The 13,834-nt window shown below is 68.4% G+C and carries 14 protein-coding genes; 7 read left to right on the top strand and 7 right to left on the bottom strand.

From position 1 onward, the window contains the following. Positions 1 to 8: 8 nt before the first annotated feature. The 4 genes from ABD683_RS03235 to ABD683_RS03220 all read right to left on the bottom strand — a co-directional run bounded on the left by ABD683_RS03235 (position 9) and on the right by ABD683_RS03220 (position 3,099). On the bottom strand, positions 9 to 758 hold the full coding sequence (locus tag ABD683_RS03235; RefSeq protein WP_344767256.1) for an ABC transporter ATP-binding protein: 750 nt from the start codon (positions 756 to 758) through the stop codon (positions 9 to 11). Continuing rightward, positions 742 to 1,599 (bottom strand): ABC transporter permease, encoded by an 858-nt coding sequence (locus ABD683_RS03230; RefSeq protein ID WP_344767254.1) that lies wholly within the window; start codon positions 1,597 to 1,599, stop codon positions 742 to 744. The genes ABD683_RS03235 and ABD683_RS03230 overlap by 17 nt, the downstream gene beginning before the upstream one ends. A 76-nt stretch (positions 1,600 to 1,675) precedes the next feature. Next, a complete protein-coding gene (locus ABD683_RS03225) occupies positions 1,676 to 2,338 on the bottom strand; it encodes a TIGR03089 family protein (protein ID WP_344767252.1) in 663 nt (220 codons plus the stop codon). Beyond that, positions 2,335 to 3,099: a 2-phospho-L-lactate transferase CofD family protein gene (locus ABD683_RS03220; RefSeq protein ID WP_344767250.1), complete on the bottom strand. Its 765-nt coding sequence runs from the start codon at positions 3,097 to 3,099 to the stop codon at positions 2,335 to 2,337. Before ABD683_RS03220 ends, ABD683_RS03225 begins: the two co-directional genes overlap by 4 nt. A gap of 131 nt (positions 3,100 to 3,230) precedes the next feature. Between ABD683_RS03220 and ABD683_RS03215 the strand changes: the two genes are divergently transcribed. The 3 genes from ABD683_RS03215 to ABD683_RS03205 are packed head-to-tail and all read left to right on the top strand — an operon-like array spanning position 3,231 to position 7,644. Continuing rightward, a complete protein-coding gene (locus ABD683_RS03215; RefSeq protein ID WP_344767249.1) occupies positions 3,231 to 3,485 on the top strand; it encodes a WhiB family transcriptional regulator in 255 nt (84 codons plus the stop codon). A 35-nt stretch (positions 3,486 to 3,520) separates the two neighbouring features. Then, the gene (locus ABD683_RS03210; RefSeq protein WP_344767248.1) at positions 3,521 to 6,295 is read left to right on the top strand and encodes a glycosyltransferase family 2 protein; all 2,775 of its coding nucleotides are present in this window, start codon (positions 3,521 to 3,523) and stop codon (positions 6,293 to 6,295) included. Beyond that, positions 6,292 to 7,644, top strand: a complete 1,353-nt coding sequence (locus ABD683_RS03205) for a DUF5719 family protein (protein WP_344767246.1) — start codon at positions 6,292 to 6,294, stop codon at positions 7,642 to 7,644. Before ABD683_RS03210 ends, ABD683_RS03205 begins: the two co-directional genes overlap by 4 nt. Before the next feature lie 6 nt (positions 7,645 to 7,650). Here the strand turns inward: ABD683_RS03205 and ABD683_RS03200 are convergent, their stop codons facing one another. Next, on the bottom strand, positions 7,651 to 8,091 hold the full coding sequence (locus ABD683_RS03200) for a metallopeptidase family protein (RefSeq protein ID WP_344767244.1): 441 nt from the start codon (positions 8,089 to 8,091) through the stop codon (positions 7,651 to 7,653). 48 nt (positions 8,092 to 8,139) lie between these two features. Between ABD683_RS03200 and ABD683_RS03195 the strand changes: the two genes are divergently transcribed. The 3 genes from ABD683_RS03195 to ABD683_RS03185 all read left to right on the top strand — a co-directional run bounded on the left by ABD683_RS03195 (position 8,140) and on the right by ABD683_RS03185 (position 10,102). Further along, the gene (locus tag ABD683_RS03195) at positions 8,140 to 8,466 is read left to right on the top strand and encodes a DUF3499 domain-containing protein (protein ID WP_344767242.1); all 327 of its coding nucleotides are present in this window, start codon (positions 8,140 to 8,142) and stop codon (positions 8,464 to 8,466) included. Positions 8,467 to 8,473: 7 nt separating this feature from the next. Beyond that, entirely contained in the window at positions 8,474 to 9,835 is a 1,362-nt protein-coding gene (locus ABD683_RS03190) for a phosphomannomutase/phosphoglucomutase (RefSeq protein ID WP_344767240.1), read from the top strand. Positions 9,836 to 9,934: 99 nt separating this feature from the next. After that, the gene (locus tag ABD683_RS03185; protein WP_332643215.1) at positions 9,935 to 10,102 is read left to right on the top strand and encodes a Trm112 family protein; all 168 of its coding nucleotides are present in this window, start codon (positions 9,935 to 9,937) and stop codon (positions 10,100 to 10,102) included. A gap of 137 nt (positions 10,103 to 10,239) precedes the next feature. On the opposite strand, the gene mctP is transcribed toward ABD683_RS03185, so the two are convergent. Both mctP and ABD683_RS03175 read right to left on the bottom strand, forming a co-directional pair. Beyond that, positions 10,240 to 11,907: a monocarboxylate uptake permease MctP gene (mctP, locus tag ABD683_RS03180; protein ID WP_344767237.1), complete on the bottom strand. Its 1,668-nt coding sequence runs from the start codon at positions 11,905 to 11,907 to the stop codon at positions 10,240 to 10,242. Continuing rightward, entirely contained in the window at positions 11,904 to 12,176 is a 273-nt protein-coding gene (locus tag ABD683_RS03175; protein ID WP_344767235.1) for a DUF3311 domain-containing protein, read from the bottom strand. Before ABD683_RS03175 ends, mctP begins: the two co-directional genes overlap by 4 nt. A gap of 172 nt (positions 12,177 to 12,348) precedes the next feature. Between ABD683_RS03175 and ahcY the strand changes: the two genes are divergently transcribed. After that, positions 12,349 to 13,776 carry an adenosylhomocysteinase gene (gene ahcY / locus ABD683_RS03170; RefSeq protein ID WP_344767233.1) on the top strand — a complete coding sequence of 476 codons (1,428 nt, stop codon included), beginning with the start codon at positions 12,349 to 12,351 and terminating at the stop codon, positions 13,774 to 13,776. Positions 13,777 to 13,834: the final 58 nt, after the last annotated feature.

Genomic DNA, 13,834 nt, shown 5'->3' with positions numbered 1-13,834 from the left:
CGACGTGCCTAGCTCGAGGCTTCGTACGCCTCGATGACCTCTTCGGGATCGCCGTCCATCATGAGCTCGCCCTTGTTGAGCCAGATGACGCGGTTGCAGGTGTCGCGGATCGACTGCATCGAGTGGCTGACGAGGAAGATCGTTCCGGCGTTGTCGCGGATCTCGCGGATGCGCGCCTCGCTGCGATCGCGGAAGTTCTTGTCTCCGACGGCCAGGGCCTCGTCGATGATGAGGATGTCGTGGTCCTGCACCGTGGCGATGGCGAACTTCAGTCGCGCCGTCATGCCCGAGGAGTAGGTACGCATCGGCAGCTCGATGAACTCCCGGAGGCCGGCGAAGTCGATGATGTCGTCGAGCTTGCCCTCGATCTCGGCGCGGGTGAGGCCGAGGGCCAGGCCGCCGAGGATGATGTTGCGCTCGCCCGAGAGGTCCTTGAGCTGCGCAGCGCCGACGCCGAGCAGGCTGGGCCGTGACGCGGCGTAGATCGAGCCGCTCGAGGTGGGGGTCGATCCGCAGATCGCGCGCATGAGCGTCGACTTGCCGGAGCCGTTGGACCCGATGACGCCGATGCTGTCGTTCTCGTACGCCGAGAATGACACGCCCTTGAGCGCGTGCACCGAGCGCGTACGACGTGAGCGCTCGAGCAGCTTGCGGGCGCTGTCGGCGGCAGTGGCGCGCTTGCCGGTGGCGAGCACCCTGTACTCGACGTGGACGTCGTCGACGACCACGACCGGCTTGCGATCAGTCGACGCGGCCATAGCGCTCCTCCGCAGCCCAGAAGTAGACGATGCCGACGGCGAGCACACCGAAGGACCAGACCGACGCGTAGAGCCAGAACACCGACTTGACCTCGTACGCCTCACCGTGGAGGAGGATGCCGCGGGCCAGTGTCAGGAACTCGTGCAACGGCTGGAAGTCTGCGATGCGCAGCAGGGTGGGGTGGTGCTGCAAGCGCTCCTCGATGCTGAAGAACAGGCCCGTCGTGTAGAACAGCAGGCGCGTGATGAACGGCAGCAGCTGGCTGAGGTCGCGGAAGTGGACCGTGAGGCGGGCCGTGATCAGGGTGACCCCGCAGTTGAAGACGAAGAACAGGCCGATCAGCGGGATCATCAGCAGCCAGTTGAGGTGCGGCGCCGTGCCTGTGACGACGACCAGCACGACCATGATCGCCAGGGTCGGCAGGAACAGCAGCAGGCGTTGGACGACCAATGACAGCGGCAACGTCATGCGGGGGAAGCTGAGGCTCTGCACGAGGGCGCTGTTGGACGTGATCGACTTCGCGCCGGCCGAGAAGGTCGAGGAGAAGAACTGGAACATGAAGATGCCGATGATGAGGAACTCGACGAAGTGCGGGGGACGGGCATTGCTGCCGAGGAGGAAGCCGAAGACGGTTCCGTAGACCGCGGCCTCGAGCAGGGGCTTGATGACGACCCAGAGCATGCCGAGCCTGTTGCGCTGGTTCTCGGCCTCGATGCGGAACTGCGCCAGGGAGACGATGAACTGGCGCCGGAGCCAGACCTGTCGGAGGTAGTCGCCGAGCGGCGGCCGCGCACCTACTCGGGTGAGACCGTCAGGCGCCGCGTCATGGGCGAGGTCCATCTGGAAAGGGTCCCTACTGTGAGTTCTCGCCGAACGGTCAGACCCGACCGCGGCACACCGAGTGTAGTGGATCCGCCTAGGAGATCTGGGCGGACTCCTGCTCTGCCACGCGGGCGATATCGGCCGACGTGGCGGACGTCACGATGACCAGCGAGCCGCCGCCCAGCAGCGCCGCCACGATGAGCCCGGCGTCGCGCTCGACCGTGCCGGGCTCGACGATGATCCGGCGACCGTCCGGTGGGGTCGACAACAGGTCGGCGTGCGTACGTACGACGCCGCCAAGCTCGATCGCGACCGTGTCAGGGCCGGGCGGGTCCATGGCGAAGAAGTGGTCGCCGTGTCCCGGGACCTCGGCACCGATGTCGAGGAAGCCGCTGGGCTCGGTGATGAAGCGGCCTCCGAGCGGGCGCAGCGATGCCGCCACCTTGTGGCGTTCGTCCGCCTCGAGCTCAGGACCGCTCAGGCCGATGTCGGCCGACGAGTCGACGACGGCCGCACCGACGTTCCACGCCGACAGGATCCACACGAATCGCAGCCAGTGGGTCGGCAAGCCGATGCGGATGCGGGTCGAGCCGTCGGCGTCGAGGTCGTCGACCAGGAAGTTGCTGGTCTTGGCGACCCAGTTGGCCGTGGTGGTCGCACTGAGCTCCACGCGTTCACCCGTCGACTGGTCGTAGTAGGTCAGCAGGGGCAGCGAGGCGTCCGGCACGCCGGCGAGGAGCTGGCTGAGGCCCTTCACGCGGACACCTGCGCGATCTGCAGCATCGTCGCGGCATTTCTGGGGACCGAGCGCGAACGCCCGGGATCGGGTTGGCGAAGACCCGCCACCCGTACGAGCTCGGCCGGGACGGTGTCCTCGTGGTCGACCACCAGGACGGGAAGCTCGTCGGCGATGAGCTCCAGGAAGCCCGGCGTACGCAGCACGGGGTCGATCACCAGCGTCCGGCTCGACGGCCCGAGCACGAGGACGTCGGTGTCGGTGAGCGTCTGCGTGACAGCCGACGACACGGCGATCTTGTCGGCGACCAGGAGCAGCTGGGTCGCCTCGTACGACGTCGGCTCGGCGAGGTATTCGCCGACATGGATCGCCCTCGGCTCGTCAGATCCCACGACGACGCGGAGCTCTGCCCGTTCGTCGCACACCGGCAGCAGGCGATAGGGGAGCGAGCCGCGGATCGCGGCCGCGATCGTCACGTCGGTGAGCGAGGCGCCGGTCGTGACGAGCTGCGTACGGACGAGCCGGGCAGCGACGACCTGGTCGCTGGCACGCTGCCACGTGGGCACGTACTCCACGGCCGCGAGCGCGTCGGCGACGGCGTACGTCGGCTCGCCGCCGGGCGTCAGCAGCCCGTCGAGGTCAGGGCTGGCCTCGAGGCCGGCGGACACGTGACGCCGGACGGTCGGGGCGATGACGGTCAGCTCGTCGGCCGGATCGAGGAGAGCCACCAGATCGTGGACGAACGGGGCGGCGTCGGCTCCGGCAACCATCGTGATGCGCATCCGCCAATTGTGACGGGCCCGATGTCGGGCCCCGCGCCCGCGGTGACTTTTCACTGGCGACACGCCGTGGATTCGCCGAATCTTGCCATTCCGCTTGACTTGTGACAGGTGACAGGTCTGTAATTTCAAGTATGTCATTCGATGTGGGTCTGCCGCCGGAGCTCGATGAAGAACTCATGTGGCAAGAGCGTGCCCTGTGCGCGCAGACGGACCCCGAGGCGTTCTTCCCTGAAAAGGGTGGTTCGACGCGTGAGGCCAAGCGGGTCTGCCTGACCTGCGACGTCCGTGGTGAATGCCTCGAGTACGCCCTTGCTCACGATGAGCGTTTCGGCATCTGGGGCGGCCTGTCTGAGCGTGAGAGGCGCAAGCTCAAGAAGCGAGCCTGAAGAGGCTCACCCGTCGTCCACTAAGGTCGTTCCTCGTGGACGAGACTCCGACCGCGCGCCATTGGCTGGATGCGCCGCCGACCGTGGCGGCTGTGCTCGTGTCCCACAACGGAGCCACCTGGCTCCCCAAGGTCATCGCCTCGCTGGGTGAGATGTTCTATGCCCCGACGGTGTGGCAGGTCGTTGACGTCGGCTCGACCGACGGCAGTGCCGACCTGCTGCGCGAGGCGTTCGGCGAGGGCCGCGTCAGCACCGCGCCGTCCGGGACGGGCTTCGGTGACGCGGTCAAGATCGCGCTCGAGTCGTTGCCCGAGACCGACTGGATCTGGCTGCTCCACGACGACTCCTCGGTGCTGCCGGGAACCCTCTCCGGGCTGCTCGACACCGCGACCTCATCCCCCGACATCGCGGTCGTGGGTCCCAAGATCCGCGAGTGGCCGTCGCTGCGCCGGCTCCTCGAGGTCGGCCTGACGATCACCGCGACGGGCAACCGGGAGACCGGGCTCGAGACGGGGGAGCCCGACGCCGGTCAGCACGACCGTGAGCGCGACGTGCTGGCCGTCAACAGTGCCGGGATGCTGGTTCGCCGCGACGTGTGGGACGAGCTCGGTGGGTTCGATCGCCGGCTGCCCCTGCACGGTGACGACATCGACTTCGGCTGGCGGGTCGCCCGGGCCGGCTACCGTACGCGGACCGCTCCGACGGCCGTGATGTTCCACGCCGAGGCGTCGCGGCGTGGCACCCGCAAGCGTTCGCGCAGCGACGTCCCGCACTGGGAGCCCCGGCGCGCAGCGATCTACACGTTGCTCGTCAACACGCCGATGCCGCGCTTCCTGTTCCAGTACGTCCGCCTGTTCGTCGGCTCACTGCTGCGGGTGCTGGCGATGCTGATCGGCAAGGACCCGGAGGCTGCGAGCGACGAGTTGCTCGCGCTGCGGTCGGCGTACGTCCACCCCATCCGGCTGTTCGCGGGACGCCGCCAGCGCGCCAGGACCGCGAAGCGCCCGCACCGGGAGATCCGCGGCCTGCTGGCGCCGTTCTGGCTGCCCTACCAGCACGGCTACGACATGACCCGCGACACGATCACGGCGCTGGTCAAGCCCGAGGCGGTGGCCACCGTCGGCCGCCGGTCGACACGTCCCGACGAGTCGCCCGACGAGGCCGACGACCTCGAGGACGGCCCGTCGCTGCTGGCCCGCCGGCCCTGGTTCGCCACGGTCCTCGTGCTGGTCCTGCTCTCGCTCCTCGCCGGACGCGGACTGCTCGGCGCCGGCCTGCACGGTGGTGCGTTGCCGGCATCGCCGGAGTCGGCGTACGGCTGGTGGTCGCTGCTGCTCGGGCGTGACCGCGAGCTGCAGGCCGGCACGATGCTGGCGCCTGCCTTCGCCATTCCACTTGCGGCGTTCGCGACTCCGGTGTGGTTCCACCCGGGCCTGGTGGTCTGGGTCCTGATGCTGTTTGCCGTGCCGCTCGCCGCCCTGACGGCACATCGACTCGGCCGGCTCGTCTCACCGCACCGCGGCATCCGCATCGCCTGTGCGGTCACGTATGCGCTGTGCGTCGTGGCAACCGGTGCCGTCAGCCAGGGACGCCTCGGCACGGTGGTCGCGCTGATCGTGCTGCCGATCGTGGTCAACACCGCGATACAGCTCGCCGAGACTCCCGGGTGGCAGCTGGGCCTGCGGCTCGGCATCTGGATCGCCGTGGCGGCAGCGTTCGCCCCCATTGCGCTGCTGCTGGGCCTCGGAGGCTTGGTGATCCTGTTGTACGCCGAGGGCCGCTGGGTGAGCCGCTACCTCGTCGCGTCGGCGATCGTGCCGCTGGTCCTCCTCGGTCCGTGGCTGTGGCAGCGCGCGCTCCGACCGTTCCGGATGTGGTGGGAGGCGGGCTTCCCCGTTCCCGGATCCGCGACGGCGCTGGACGTCGTCCTCGGACGAGCAGGCGGCATCGCGGCGCCGGGCTGGCTGACGGTCGGCCTGGTGGTGCTCGCGGTGCTGGCCCTGGTTCCCGCCCGGACGCGCCTGGCAGTCGAGACCGCGTGGCTCGTCGCAATCCTGGGTCTTGCCGTGGCGCTCTCGGGTCTCGTCGTCACCTATTCCACCCACACCGGCCCGGCCGACGTCGAGCCGTGGGTTGCGGTCCCGGCGGTCGTCTGGATCGGCGGGCTCATCGCGGCCGTGCTGATCGCGGCGCCGGACGTCCGTCTTCCACGCCCGGCCCTCGCGGCCGTCGTCGCGGTCGCGCTGGTCCTTCCCGTCGGCACCGCCGTGTGGTGGATCGGCCGCGGCGAGGCCGATCCGATCGACACGGGGCGGTCGGCGGTCGTTCCCCTGTTCCTCGCCGAGCGACCGGGCAACACCTTGGTCGTGACCGGCTCGATCGATCGCGGCGTCGACTACAAGGTGGTGGACGGCGACGGCCCCTATCTGGGTCAGGAGGCGGTCGCGGCATCCTCCCCGGAAGCCGACAAGCTCACGCTCGCGGTGCGACGGTTGCTGGCCCAGGGCACCTCGGCGGACGTACGCGCCCTCAGCGCCGCGGGCATCGACGCGATCTATGCGCCGCGAGCCGATCCCGATGTCGCGCGACGCATCGACGGCGCTCCGCTGCTGTCGCCGTCGGGCAGTGACGAACCAGGTTCGCGGGTGTGGACGATCTCCGGCGATCCGGCATCGGCCCACGCCTCGGCGCCGTGGTGGCACCCGGTCGTCGGTGGCCTGCAGGTTCTCGCCTGGCTCGTCGCGATCGTGCTGACAGCGCCGGTGCGGCGTCGCGAGGTCGAGCCAGACCTCGAGGAGGTCACGGCGTGATCCGCTATCGGACGTTCCTCATCCCGCTCGTGGCTGCCGGCCTCGTGATCGGTGCCCATGTCGTGCCCAAGCCGTCGGAGTCGCCGCGTCGACCCGACGGAGTCAGGATCACCCAGACCACGTACGCGTGTCCTGCCGGCGCCGGCATCACGGTCGCCGCGGGCCAGCTGTCTCCCGGAGACAAGGCGACAGCGACGGTGCTCCCGGGCAAGACCGCCGATGCCCAGCTCGGCAACCCTGCCACGTGGCGTACGTCCGAGGTCGACGGCGGCGGAGTGATCGTCGAGCAGTCCGGCCGGGCCTCGGGTGCGACGGGCTTCTTCGGTGCGACGGCCCGCAAGTCGAGCGGGGGAGGGCTGGTCGTCGGATCGTGCCCCGACCTGGTCGACGACGCGTGGTACCTCGGCCTGGGCTCCGGCGCGAAGCACTTCTCGTCGGTGATCCTCACCAACGTCGGCGACACCCCGGCCGCGATCGACATGGAGCTCTGGGGGCCCGAGGGCAAGATCGATGCCGTCGACGCCAGCGGCATCGTGATCAAGCCCTTCACGACCAAACGGGTTCGTCTCGATGACCTGGCCGCCGGTGAGCCGGAGCTGGCGCTGCACGTGCTGCGCCGCCGAGGCTCGGTGTCGGCGGTCGTCAACGACCTGTCGACGGCAGTGTTCGGCGGCACCGAACCCGTGTCGGCCACGGCGAGCCCGCGTCGTTCCCAGGTGATCGGGGGGCTCGTCTCCGGAGCCACCGGCCGTACTCTCGCGCTGCTCAACCCGGGTACGACCACGGCCCGCGTCGAGGTGGAGGTCATCGGACCCAAGAACACGTTCAACCCCGAGGGCCTCGGTGCCGTCAAGGTCAAGGCTGGAGCGGTGCAGCTCATCGACGTGCCCACCACGGCGGGCAGCGGGCGTCAGGGGTTGAAGGTCACCTCGGACGTCCCGGTCGCCGCCACGGTTCGCATGGCACCCGGCGACAAGGACTTCGCGTATGCCGAGGCGGTCCCGGCCCTGGTCGGCCCTGCGCTCGTGCCGGTCGAGATGGGCAAGGGTGTCTCGCTGCCCGACCTCATCCTGTCGGCGCCGGGCAAGGACTCGAAGGTCGAGGTGCTCGCGCTCGGCAAGGACATGAAGCAGATCGCCGAGGTCGATGTCGCGGTCAACGGTGCGACGACCCAGCACCTCGACACGGCGAAGGCGTTCACCCAGAAGGGCATCGCCTATCTCGTGCTCCGGGTCAAGGGTGAGGTCGTGGCGGCCGCGACCTACGAGGACGCGGGGCGCATCAGCTCGCTGGCCCTGCTGTCAGCGCCGTTGACGGTGCTGGCGCCGCAGGTCCGGCCGATCGACTGATCTGCGTCAGCGGGGGTCGAGGTCGTCGGGCGACATGTGCCAGACCTCGGCAAGGCGCTCAAGCACGACAACCCAGACGAGGTCCTCGAGCTCGGTGCGGGTCGTGCAGCGGTGCGAGATCGGCAGCCGGAACAGCACGACCCGGCTGTCGCGCGGACGTGACACCACGATGCTCAGCGGGACCTCGTCGGTCCACTCCGGCGGCAGCATCGGTGCTTCCTCGACCACGATGTCGACGTGGTCGGGCTCGGCGGCGAAGTGGGGCTCGAGCGAGGCCACGACATCGCCGACCAACAGGTCGAACGACTCGCGGGACGATCGGTGGATCGGCACGCTGCGCGGTGAGAGCGGTCCGGGCATCGCCATCGGTCCACGCCGCCCGGTGCCCCGGCGATCGCGCATCCGCCCGGGCCGTGGGCCGCTCACGATGCCTCCGAGGTGATCCATGCGGTGAGCCTAACGCGGTGGCGTTGACGCGCCGGTTAGCCTCACCACATGGTCAGACGATGCACCCGTTCGGCTTGCTCCCAGCAAGCCGTGGCGACGCTGACGTACGTGTATGCCGACCAGACCGCCGTGCTCGGTCCGCTCGCCACGACGGCCGAGCCGCACACCTACGACCTCTGCGTCGAGCACTCACAGCGGATGTCCGCGCCGCAGGGCTGGAACGTGCTGCGGCTCGCGCCCGATCCGGAGGCGGCGGCGCCGAGCCGCGACGACCTCCTGGCGCTCGCCGATGCCGTACGTGAAGCCGGCCGCCCCGCCGAGCCGGTCCCCGACGGGCCGCCGGCGCTGCGACTCGTGAGACCTCTCCCAGAATGAGAGCCGCGTGATCGATCCTCGTTTCCGGGCCGTCGTCAAGGCCTATGACGTCCGCGGGCTCTCGCCCGAGCAGCTCGACCCCGAGATGACGTTCGCACTGGGCAGGGCGTTCGCCCTCGAGAACGGCATCGACGGCGGTGGCACGATGGTGATTGGCCATGACATGCGTGACACCTCACCGGTCCTTGCGAAGGCGTTCAGCGACGGCGTACGCGCCCAGGGTGGCAACGTCATCGGCATCGGTCTGGCCTCCACCGACCTCCTCTACTTCGCCTCGGGCGATCTCGACCTCCCGGGCGCGATGATCACCGCCAGTCACAACCCTGCCGAGTACAACGGCATCAAGCTGTGCCGCGCGGGTGCCAAGCCGATCGGCTACGACACGGGCCTGTCGGCGATCGCCGAGCAGGCGACGACCTATCTTGCCGAGCCGGGATCACCCGAGGCGATCGGCACGTACGAGGAGCGCGACGCGCTGAGCCGCTATGCCGACTACCTCCACGAGCTGGTGCCGATCCCGCCGGCCCGCCGGCTCGCGGTCGTCGCCGACGCCGGCAACGGCATGGCTGGCCACACCGTGCCCTCGGTGTTCGCGCCGCTCAACGTCGACCTGACGCCGATGTACTTCGAGCTCGATGGCACGTTTCCCCATCACGACGCCAACCCGCTCGATCACAGCACGCTGGTCGACCTCCAGGCCATGGTGCGCCAGACCGGCGCCGACATCGGCCTGGCGTTCGACGGTGACGCCGATCGCTGCTTCGTCATCGACGAGCAGGGCGATGTCGTGTCGCCGTCGGCGATCACCGCGCTGATCGCCTCGCGCGCGTTGATCACGACGCCCGGAGCAACGATCCTGCACAACGTCATCACGTCGAGGGCGGTGCCCGAGATCATCGTCGAGAACGGTGGCACCGCCGTACGCACGCCTGTGGGCCACTCGCTGATCAAGGCTGAGATGGCCCGTACGGGGGCCGTGTTCGGCGGCGAGCACTCGGGACACTTCTACTTCAAGGACTTCTTCCTGGCCGACTCCGGCATGATCGCCGCGCTGCACGTCATGGCGGCACTGGCCGAGACCGATGGCACGGTGTCGGAGCTGATGGCGAAGTACGAGCGCTACGTCGCATCGGGCGAGATCAACAGCACGGTCGACGACGGCGGCGCGGTGATGGAGAGATTGTCGCGGGCGTATGCCGACCTGCCGCAGGACCGGCTCGACGGACTCACGGTCACGGGTGACACGTGGTGGTTCAACGTACGAGCGTCCAACACCGAGCCGTTGCTGCGCCTCAACGTCGAGGCCGACACCGAGGCCGAGATGGCCCGCGTCCGCGACGAGGTGCTCAGTGCCATCCGCGAGGACTGAGCGAGCCCTGCGAGGGAACGTCGGAGCGCCGCAGCGGAGCCGCTTCCCTGCGAGGCGTGGTGAGACGAACGGCTCGCACACCCCTCTAGGATGAGCCCCATGAACCTTGATCCGGCGCTTCTCGAGATCCTCGTCTGTCCGCAGTGCCGCGCGACCCTGTTCGTCGACGACGAGGCGAGCGAGCTCGTGTGCAACGCCTGCTCGCTGGCCTACCCCGTGCGCCGTGACATCCCCGTGATGCTGGTCGACGAGGCCCGGGCTCTCTAGACCGTTTCGACACCGGACTGCACCGAGGCCGCCACTGACGCCTCAGGATTCCCAGCAGGTCCCTCGAAACTGGCACTGCACCCTCGTTGCAACAGGGGTTCAGTGCCAGTTTCCTGACTGCTGCTGGGAATCGTCCCCTAGGTCCTGGGCGTCGCGATCGGGTCGAGCACGTCTGCGACCTCGGGGTCACCGGCGTCGGCCAGGTAGTCCGAGGGCTGTGTCTCGTCGGTGCCCGCCGAGATGTGGGTCGTCCGCAGCACCGCCGTGACGATGACCGCGACGATCAGGTTGAGCACGAGCGCCGTGACGCCGAAGTAGATCAGGTTGTCGCTGATCTGCCAGCCGAAGACCTCGAGCGGGCCGACCGAACCTCCGAAGTGCGAGTCCGGCTTGCCGACCGTCGGCTTGTTGTAGGCCGCGATGGTGCCCCAGATCATCCCGACGGCCCAGCCCGCCAGCAGCGCGTACCGGTGCAGCCACCGCGTGTAGAGGCCGATCACGATGGCCGGCAGGGTCTGCAGGATCCAGATGCCGCCGAGCAGCTGCAGGTTGATCGCAAACTCCTTGGGGAGTGCGAGCACGAACAGTAGGGCGCCGAACTTGACCAGCAGGCTGGCGATCTTGCTCTGCCTCGTCTCGTCCGCATCCGTCGCCCGTGGGTTGATGAACGCCTTGTAGATGTTGCGGGTCCACAAGTTGGCCGCCGCGATCGACATGATCGCCGCCGGCACGAACGCGCCGATCGCGATCGCCGCCAGTGCCACGCCGGCGAAGAACGGCGAGAATTCCTGCTCGAACAGCTGCGGGATCGCCAGCTGCGGGTTGGTGACCTTGACCCCCGCGGCGATGGCGACGAGTCCGAGCAGGGCCAGCAGGCCGAGCAGGAACGAGTAGGCCGGGAGCAGTGCGGCGTTGCGTCGGATGATGTTGCGGTTCTTGGTCGACAGCACCGCGGTCACCGAGTGCGGGTACATGAACAGTGCCAGCGCAGAGCCGAGCGACAGGGACGCGTACGCCCACTGGGACGTGCTCATGCCGGGGATCAGTCCCTTGGGCGCTGCGTCGCCCGCTGCGATCGCGTCGGAGTTGTCGCCGTTGAAGGACGTGAAGGCCTTGCCGGCCTCGTCGAAGATGTTGCTCCAGCCGCCGAGCTGGGTCGGCAGGTAGATCACCGCGACGATGATCACGAGATAGATCAGCGTGTCCTTGACGAACGCGATGAGCGCCGGGGCGCGCAAGCCCGACGAGTACGTGTAGGCCGCGAGCAGGGCGAACGCGATGAACAGCGGGAGGTCCTTGCGGAACCAGCCGGCGTCGTCGCCGCCTCCGAGGCCGATGACGTCGAGCACGGCCTGGATGCCGACGAGCTGCAGCGCGATGTAGGGCAGCGTCGCCAGGATGCCGGTGAACGCGATGGCCAGCGACAACGACTTGGAGTCGAAGCGCCCCTGCACGAAGTCGGCCGGCGTGACATACCGGCGACGGTGCGAGACCGACCACAGGCGCGGCAGGAAGATGAAGATGATCGGGTACAGGATGATCGTGTAGGGCACGGCGAAGAATCCCGTGGCGTTGCCGGCATACAGCAGTGCGGGTACCGCGATGAACGTGTAGGCGGTGTAGATGTCGCCGCCGATCAGGAACCACGCGACAAACGTGCCGAAGCCGCGACCGCCGAGGCCCCACTCGTCGAGGTTGTCGAGCGTGCCGACGCTGCGCCACCGTGACGCCAGGAAGCCCAGCACGGTGACCAGGCCGAACAGGACCAGGAAGACGGTGAGTGCCACCGGGTCGATGTCGTTCATGCGCCGTCACCTCCGCTCGGCAGCCCCGCGGCCGCACGGCGCCGGCGCTCGTGACCCAGCACGAGCCGGTATGCCACCGACGTCAGCGCGACCGAGACCAGCACCAGCAGGAACTGGTACCAGAAGAAGAACGGGATGCCCCACAGCGTGGGATCGGTCTTGGCGTACGTCCACACCAGCAGCGGTGCGACGATCGCGATGATGAGCGCGATCCCGGCGAGGACGAGCGGCACCTTGCCGGGTGGTTGCGTGGTCGTTCGATCAGTCATGTCCTGCCCCCTGACGCAGTTCCGCGGCCTGTGATTCGCATCACATGGCCCGTCGGTCACGTTACGCCGAGTCGCAGGACCCGCCAGTTTTGTCGCACCTGCCCTCTGAGGGCGGTTCCGACAGGCCCGGCCGATTCGGTGACATCGCAGGGCCGCCGGTACGATGGCGCCCATGGATTTCAACGTTGCAGACCTGTCCCTCGCCGAGTTCGGCCGCAAGGAGATCGAGCTCGCCGAGCACGAGATGCCGGGCCTGATGGCCATGCGCGAGCGCTATGGCAAGGTCAAGCCGCTGGCCGGCGCCCGCATCGCCGGATCGCTTCACATGACGATCCAGACCGCCGTGCTGATCGAGACCCTGGTGGCTCTCGGCGCGGACGTGCGCTGGGCGACGTGCAACATCTTCTCGACGCAGGACCACGCCGCCGCCGCGGTCGTCGTCGGCAAGGACGGCACCGTCGACAACCCGCAGGGCACCCCGGTCTTCGCCTGGAAGGGCGAGACGCTGGCTGAGTACTGGGACGAGGCCGAGAAGGTCTTCGACTTCCCGGAGGGTGGCCCCAACGTCCTCCTCGACGACGGCGGCGACATCACGATGCTGCTGCACCTCGGCGTCGAGTACGAGAAGACGGGTGTCGTGCCGTCGCAGGACAGCACCGACAACGAGGAGTTCAAGGAGGTGCTGCGCGTGCTGGCCCGCTCGGTCGCCGCGAAGCCCGACCACTGGACCAAGATCTCCAAGGACATCAAGGGAGTCTCCGAGGAGACCACCACCGGCGTCCTGCGTCTCTATGACCGCTTCCGCGAGGGCACGCTGCTCTTCCCGGCGATCAACGTCAACGACTCGGTCACCAAGAGCAAGTTCGACAACAAGTACGGCTGCCGCCACTCGCTGATCGACGGCCTCAACCGCGCCACCGACGTCATGATCGGCGGCAAGGTCGCCGTCGTCTGCGGTTACGGCGACGTCGGCAAGGGCTCGGCCGAGTCGCTCCGTGGCCAGGGTGCCCGCGTCATCGTCACCGAGATCGACCCGATCTGCGCCCTGCAGGCCGCGATGGACGGTTACGAGGTCAAGCGCCTCGAGTCGGTCGTCGAGACCGCTGACATCTTCATCACCACGACGGGCAACTTCGACATCATCCGGGTCGAGCACTTCGAGAAGATGAAGCACCAGGCGATCGTCGGCAACATCGGTCACTTCGACAACGAGATCAACATGGCCGGCCTGGCCAAGATCCCCGGCATCGTCAAGGACGAGATCAAGCCGCAGGTCCACCAGTGGATCTTCCCCGACGGCAAGAAGCTCATCGTGCTGTCGGAGGGCCGCCTGCTCAACCTCGGCAACGCGACGGGCCACCCGTCGTTCGTGATGTCCAACTCGTTCACCAACCAGGTCCTGGCGCAGATCGAGCTGTTCAGCAAGGCGAGCCAGTACGAGCTGGGCGTGCACGTCCTGCCCAAGCACCTCGACGAAGAGGTTGCCCGTCTCCACCTTGACGCCCTGGGTGTCGAGCTCACCGAGCTCACCAAGGAGCAGGCCGCCTACCTCGGCGTCGACGTCGCCGGCCCCTACAAGTCGGACCACTACCGCTACTGAGTCACGCAGCCACAACATGGACGAGCGCCCGATGTACTCATCTGGCGCTCGTTCTTGT

Origin of the sequence: Aeromicrobium panaciterrae (assembly GCF_039537165.1) — a bacterium.
Classification (GTDB): domain Bacteria; phylum Actinomycetota; class Actinomycetes; order Propionibacteriales; family Nocardioidaceae; genus Aeromicrobium; species Aeromicrobium panaciterrae.
The sequence above is the reverse complement of the archived record's forward strand: the minus strand, read 5'-3'. Positions and strand labels throughout refer to the sequence as shown.

Coding starts and splice junctions, on each gene's coding strand:
- ahcY (WP_344767233.1), top strand. CDS start 12,349: ATGGATTTCAACGTTGCAGACCTGTCCCTCGCCGAGTTCGGCCGCAAG.
- mctP (WP_344767237.1), bottom strand. CDS start 11,907: ATGAACGACATCGACCCGGTGGCACTCACCGTCTTCCTGGTCCTGTTC.
- ABD683_RS03200 (WP_344767244.1), bottom strand. CDS start 8,091: ATGGATCACCTCGGAGGCATCGTGAGCGGCCCACGGCCCGGGCGGATG.
- ABD683_RS03175 (WP_344767235.1), bottom strand. CDS start 12,176: ATGACTGATCGAACGACCACGCAACCACCCGGCAAGGTGCCGCTCGTC.
- ABD683_RS03230 (WP_344767254.1), bottom strand. CDS start 1,599: ATGGACCTCGCCCATGACGCGGCGCCTGACGGTCTCACCCGAGTAGGT.
- ABD683_RS03220 (WP_344767250.1), bottom strand. CDS start 3,099: ATGCGCATCACGATGGTTGCCGGAGCCGACGCCGCCCCGTTCGTCCAC.
- ABD683_RS03185 (WP_332643215.1), top strand. CDS start 9,935: ATGAACCTTGATCCGGCGCTTCTCGAGATCCTCGTCTGTCCGCAGTGC.
- ABD683_RS03235 (WP_344767256.1), bottom strand. CDS start 758: ATGGCCGCGTCGACTGATCGCAAGCCGGTCGTGGTCGTCGACGACGTC.
- ABD683_RS03195 (WP_344767242.1), top strand. CDS start 8,140: ATGGTCAGACGATGCACCCGTTCGGCTTGCTCCCAGCAAGCCGTGGCG.
- ABD683_RS03215 (WP_344767249.1), top strand. CDS start 3,231: ATGTCATTCGATGTGGGTCTGCCGCCGGAGCTCGATGAAGAACTCATG.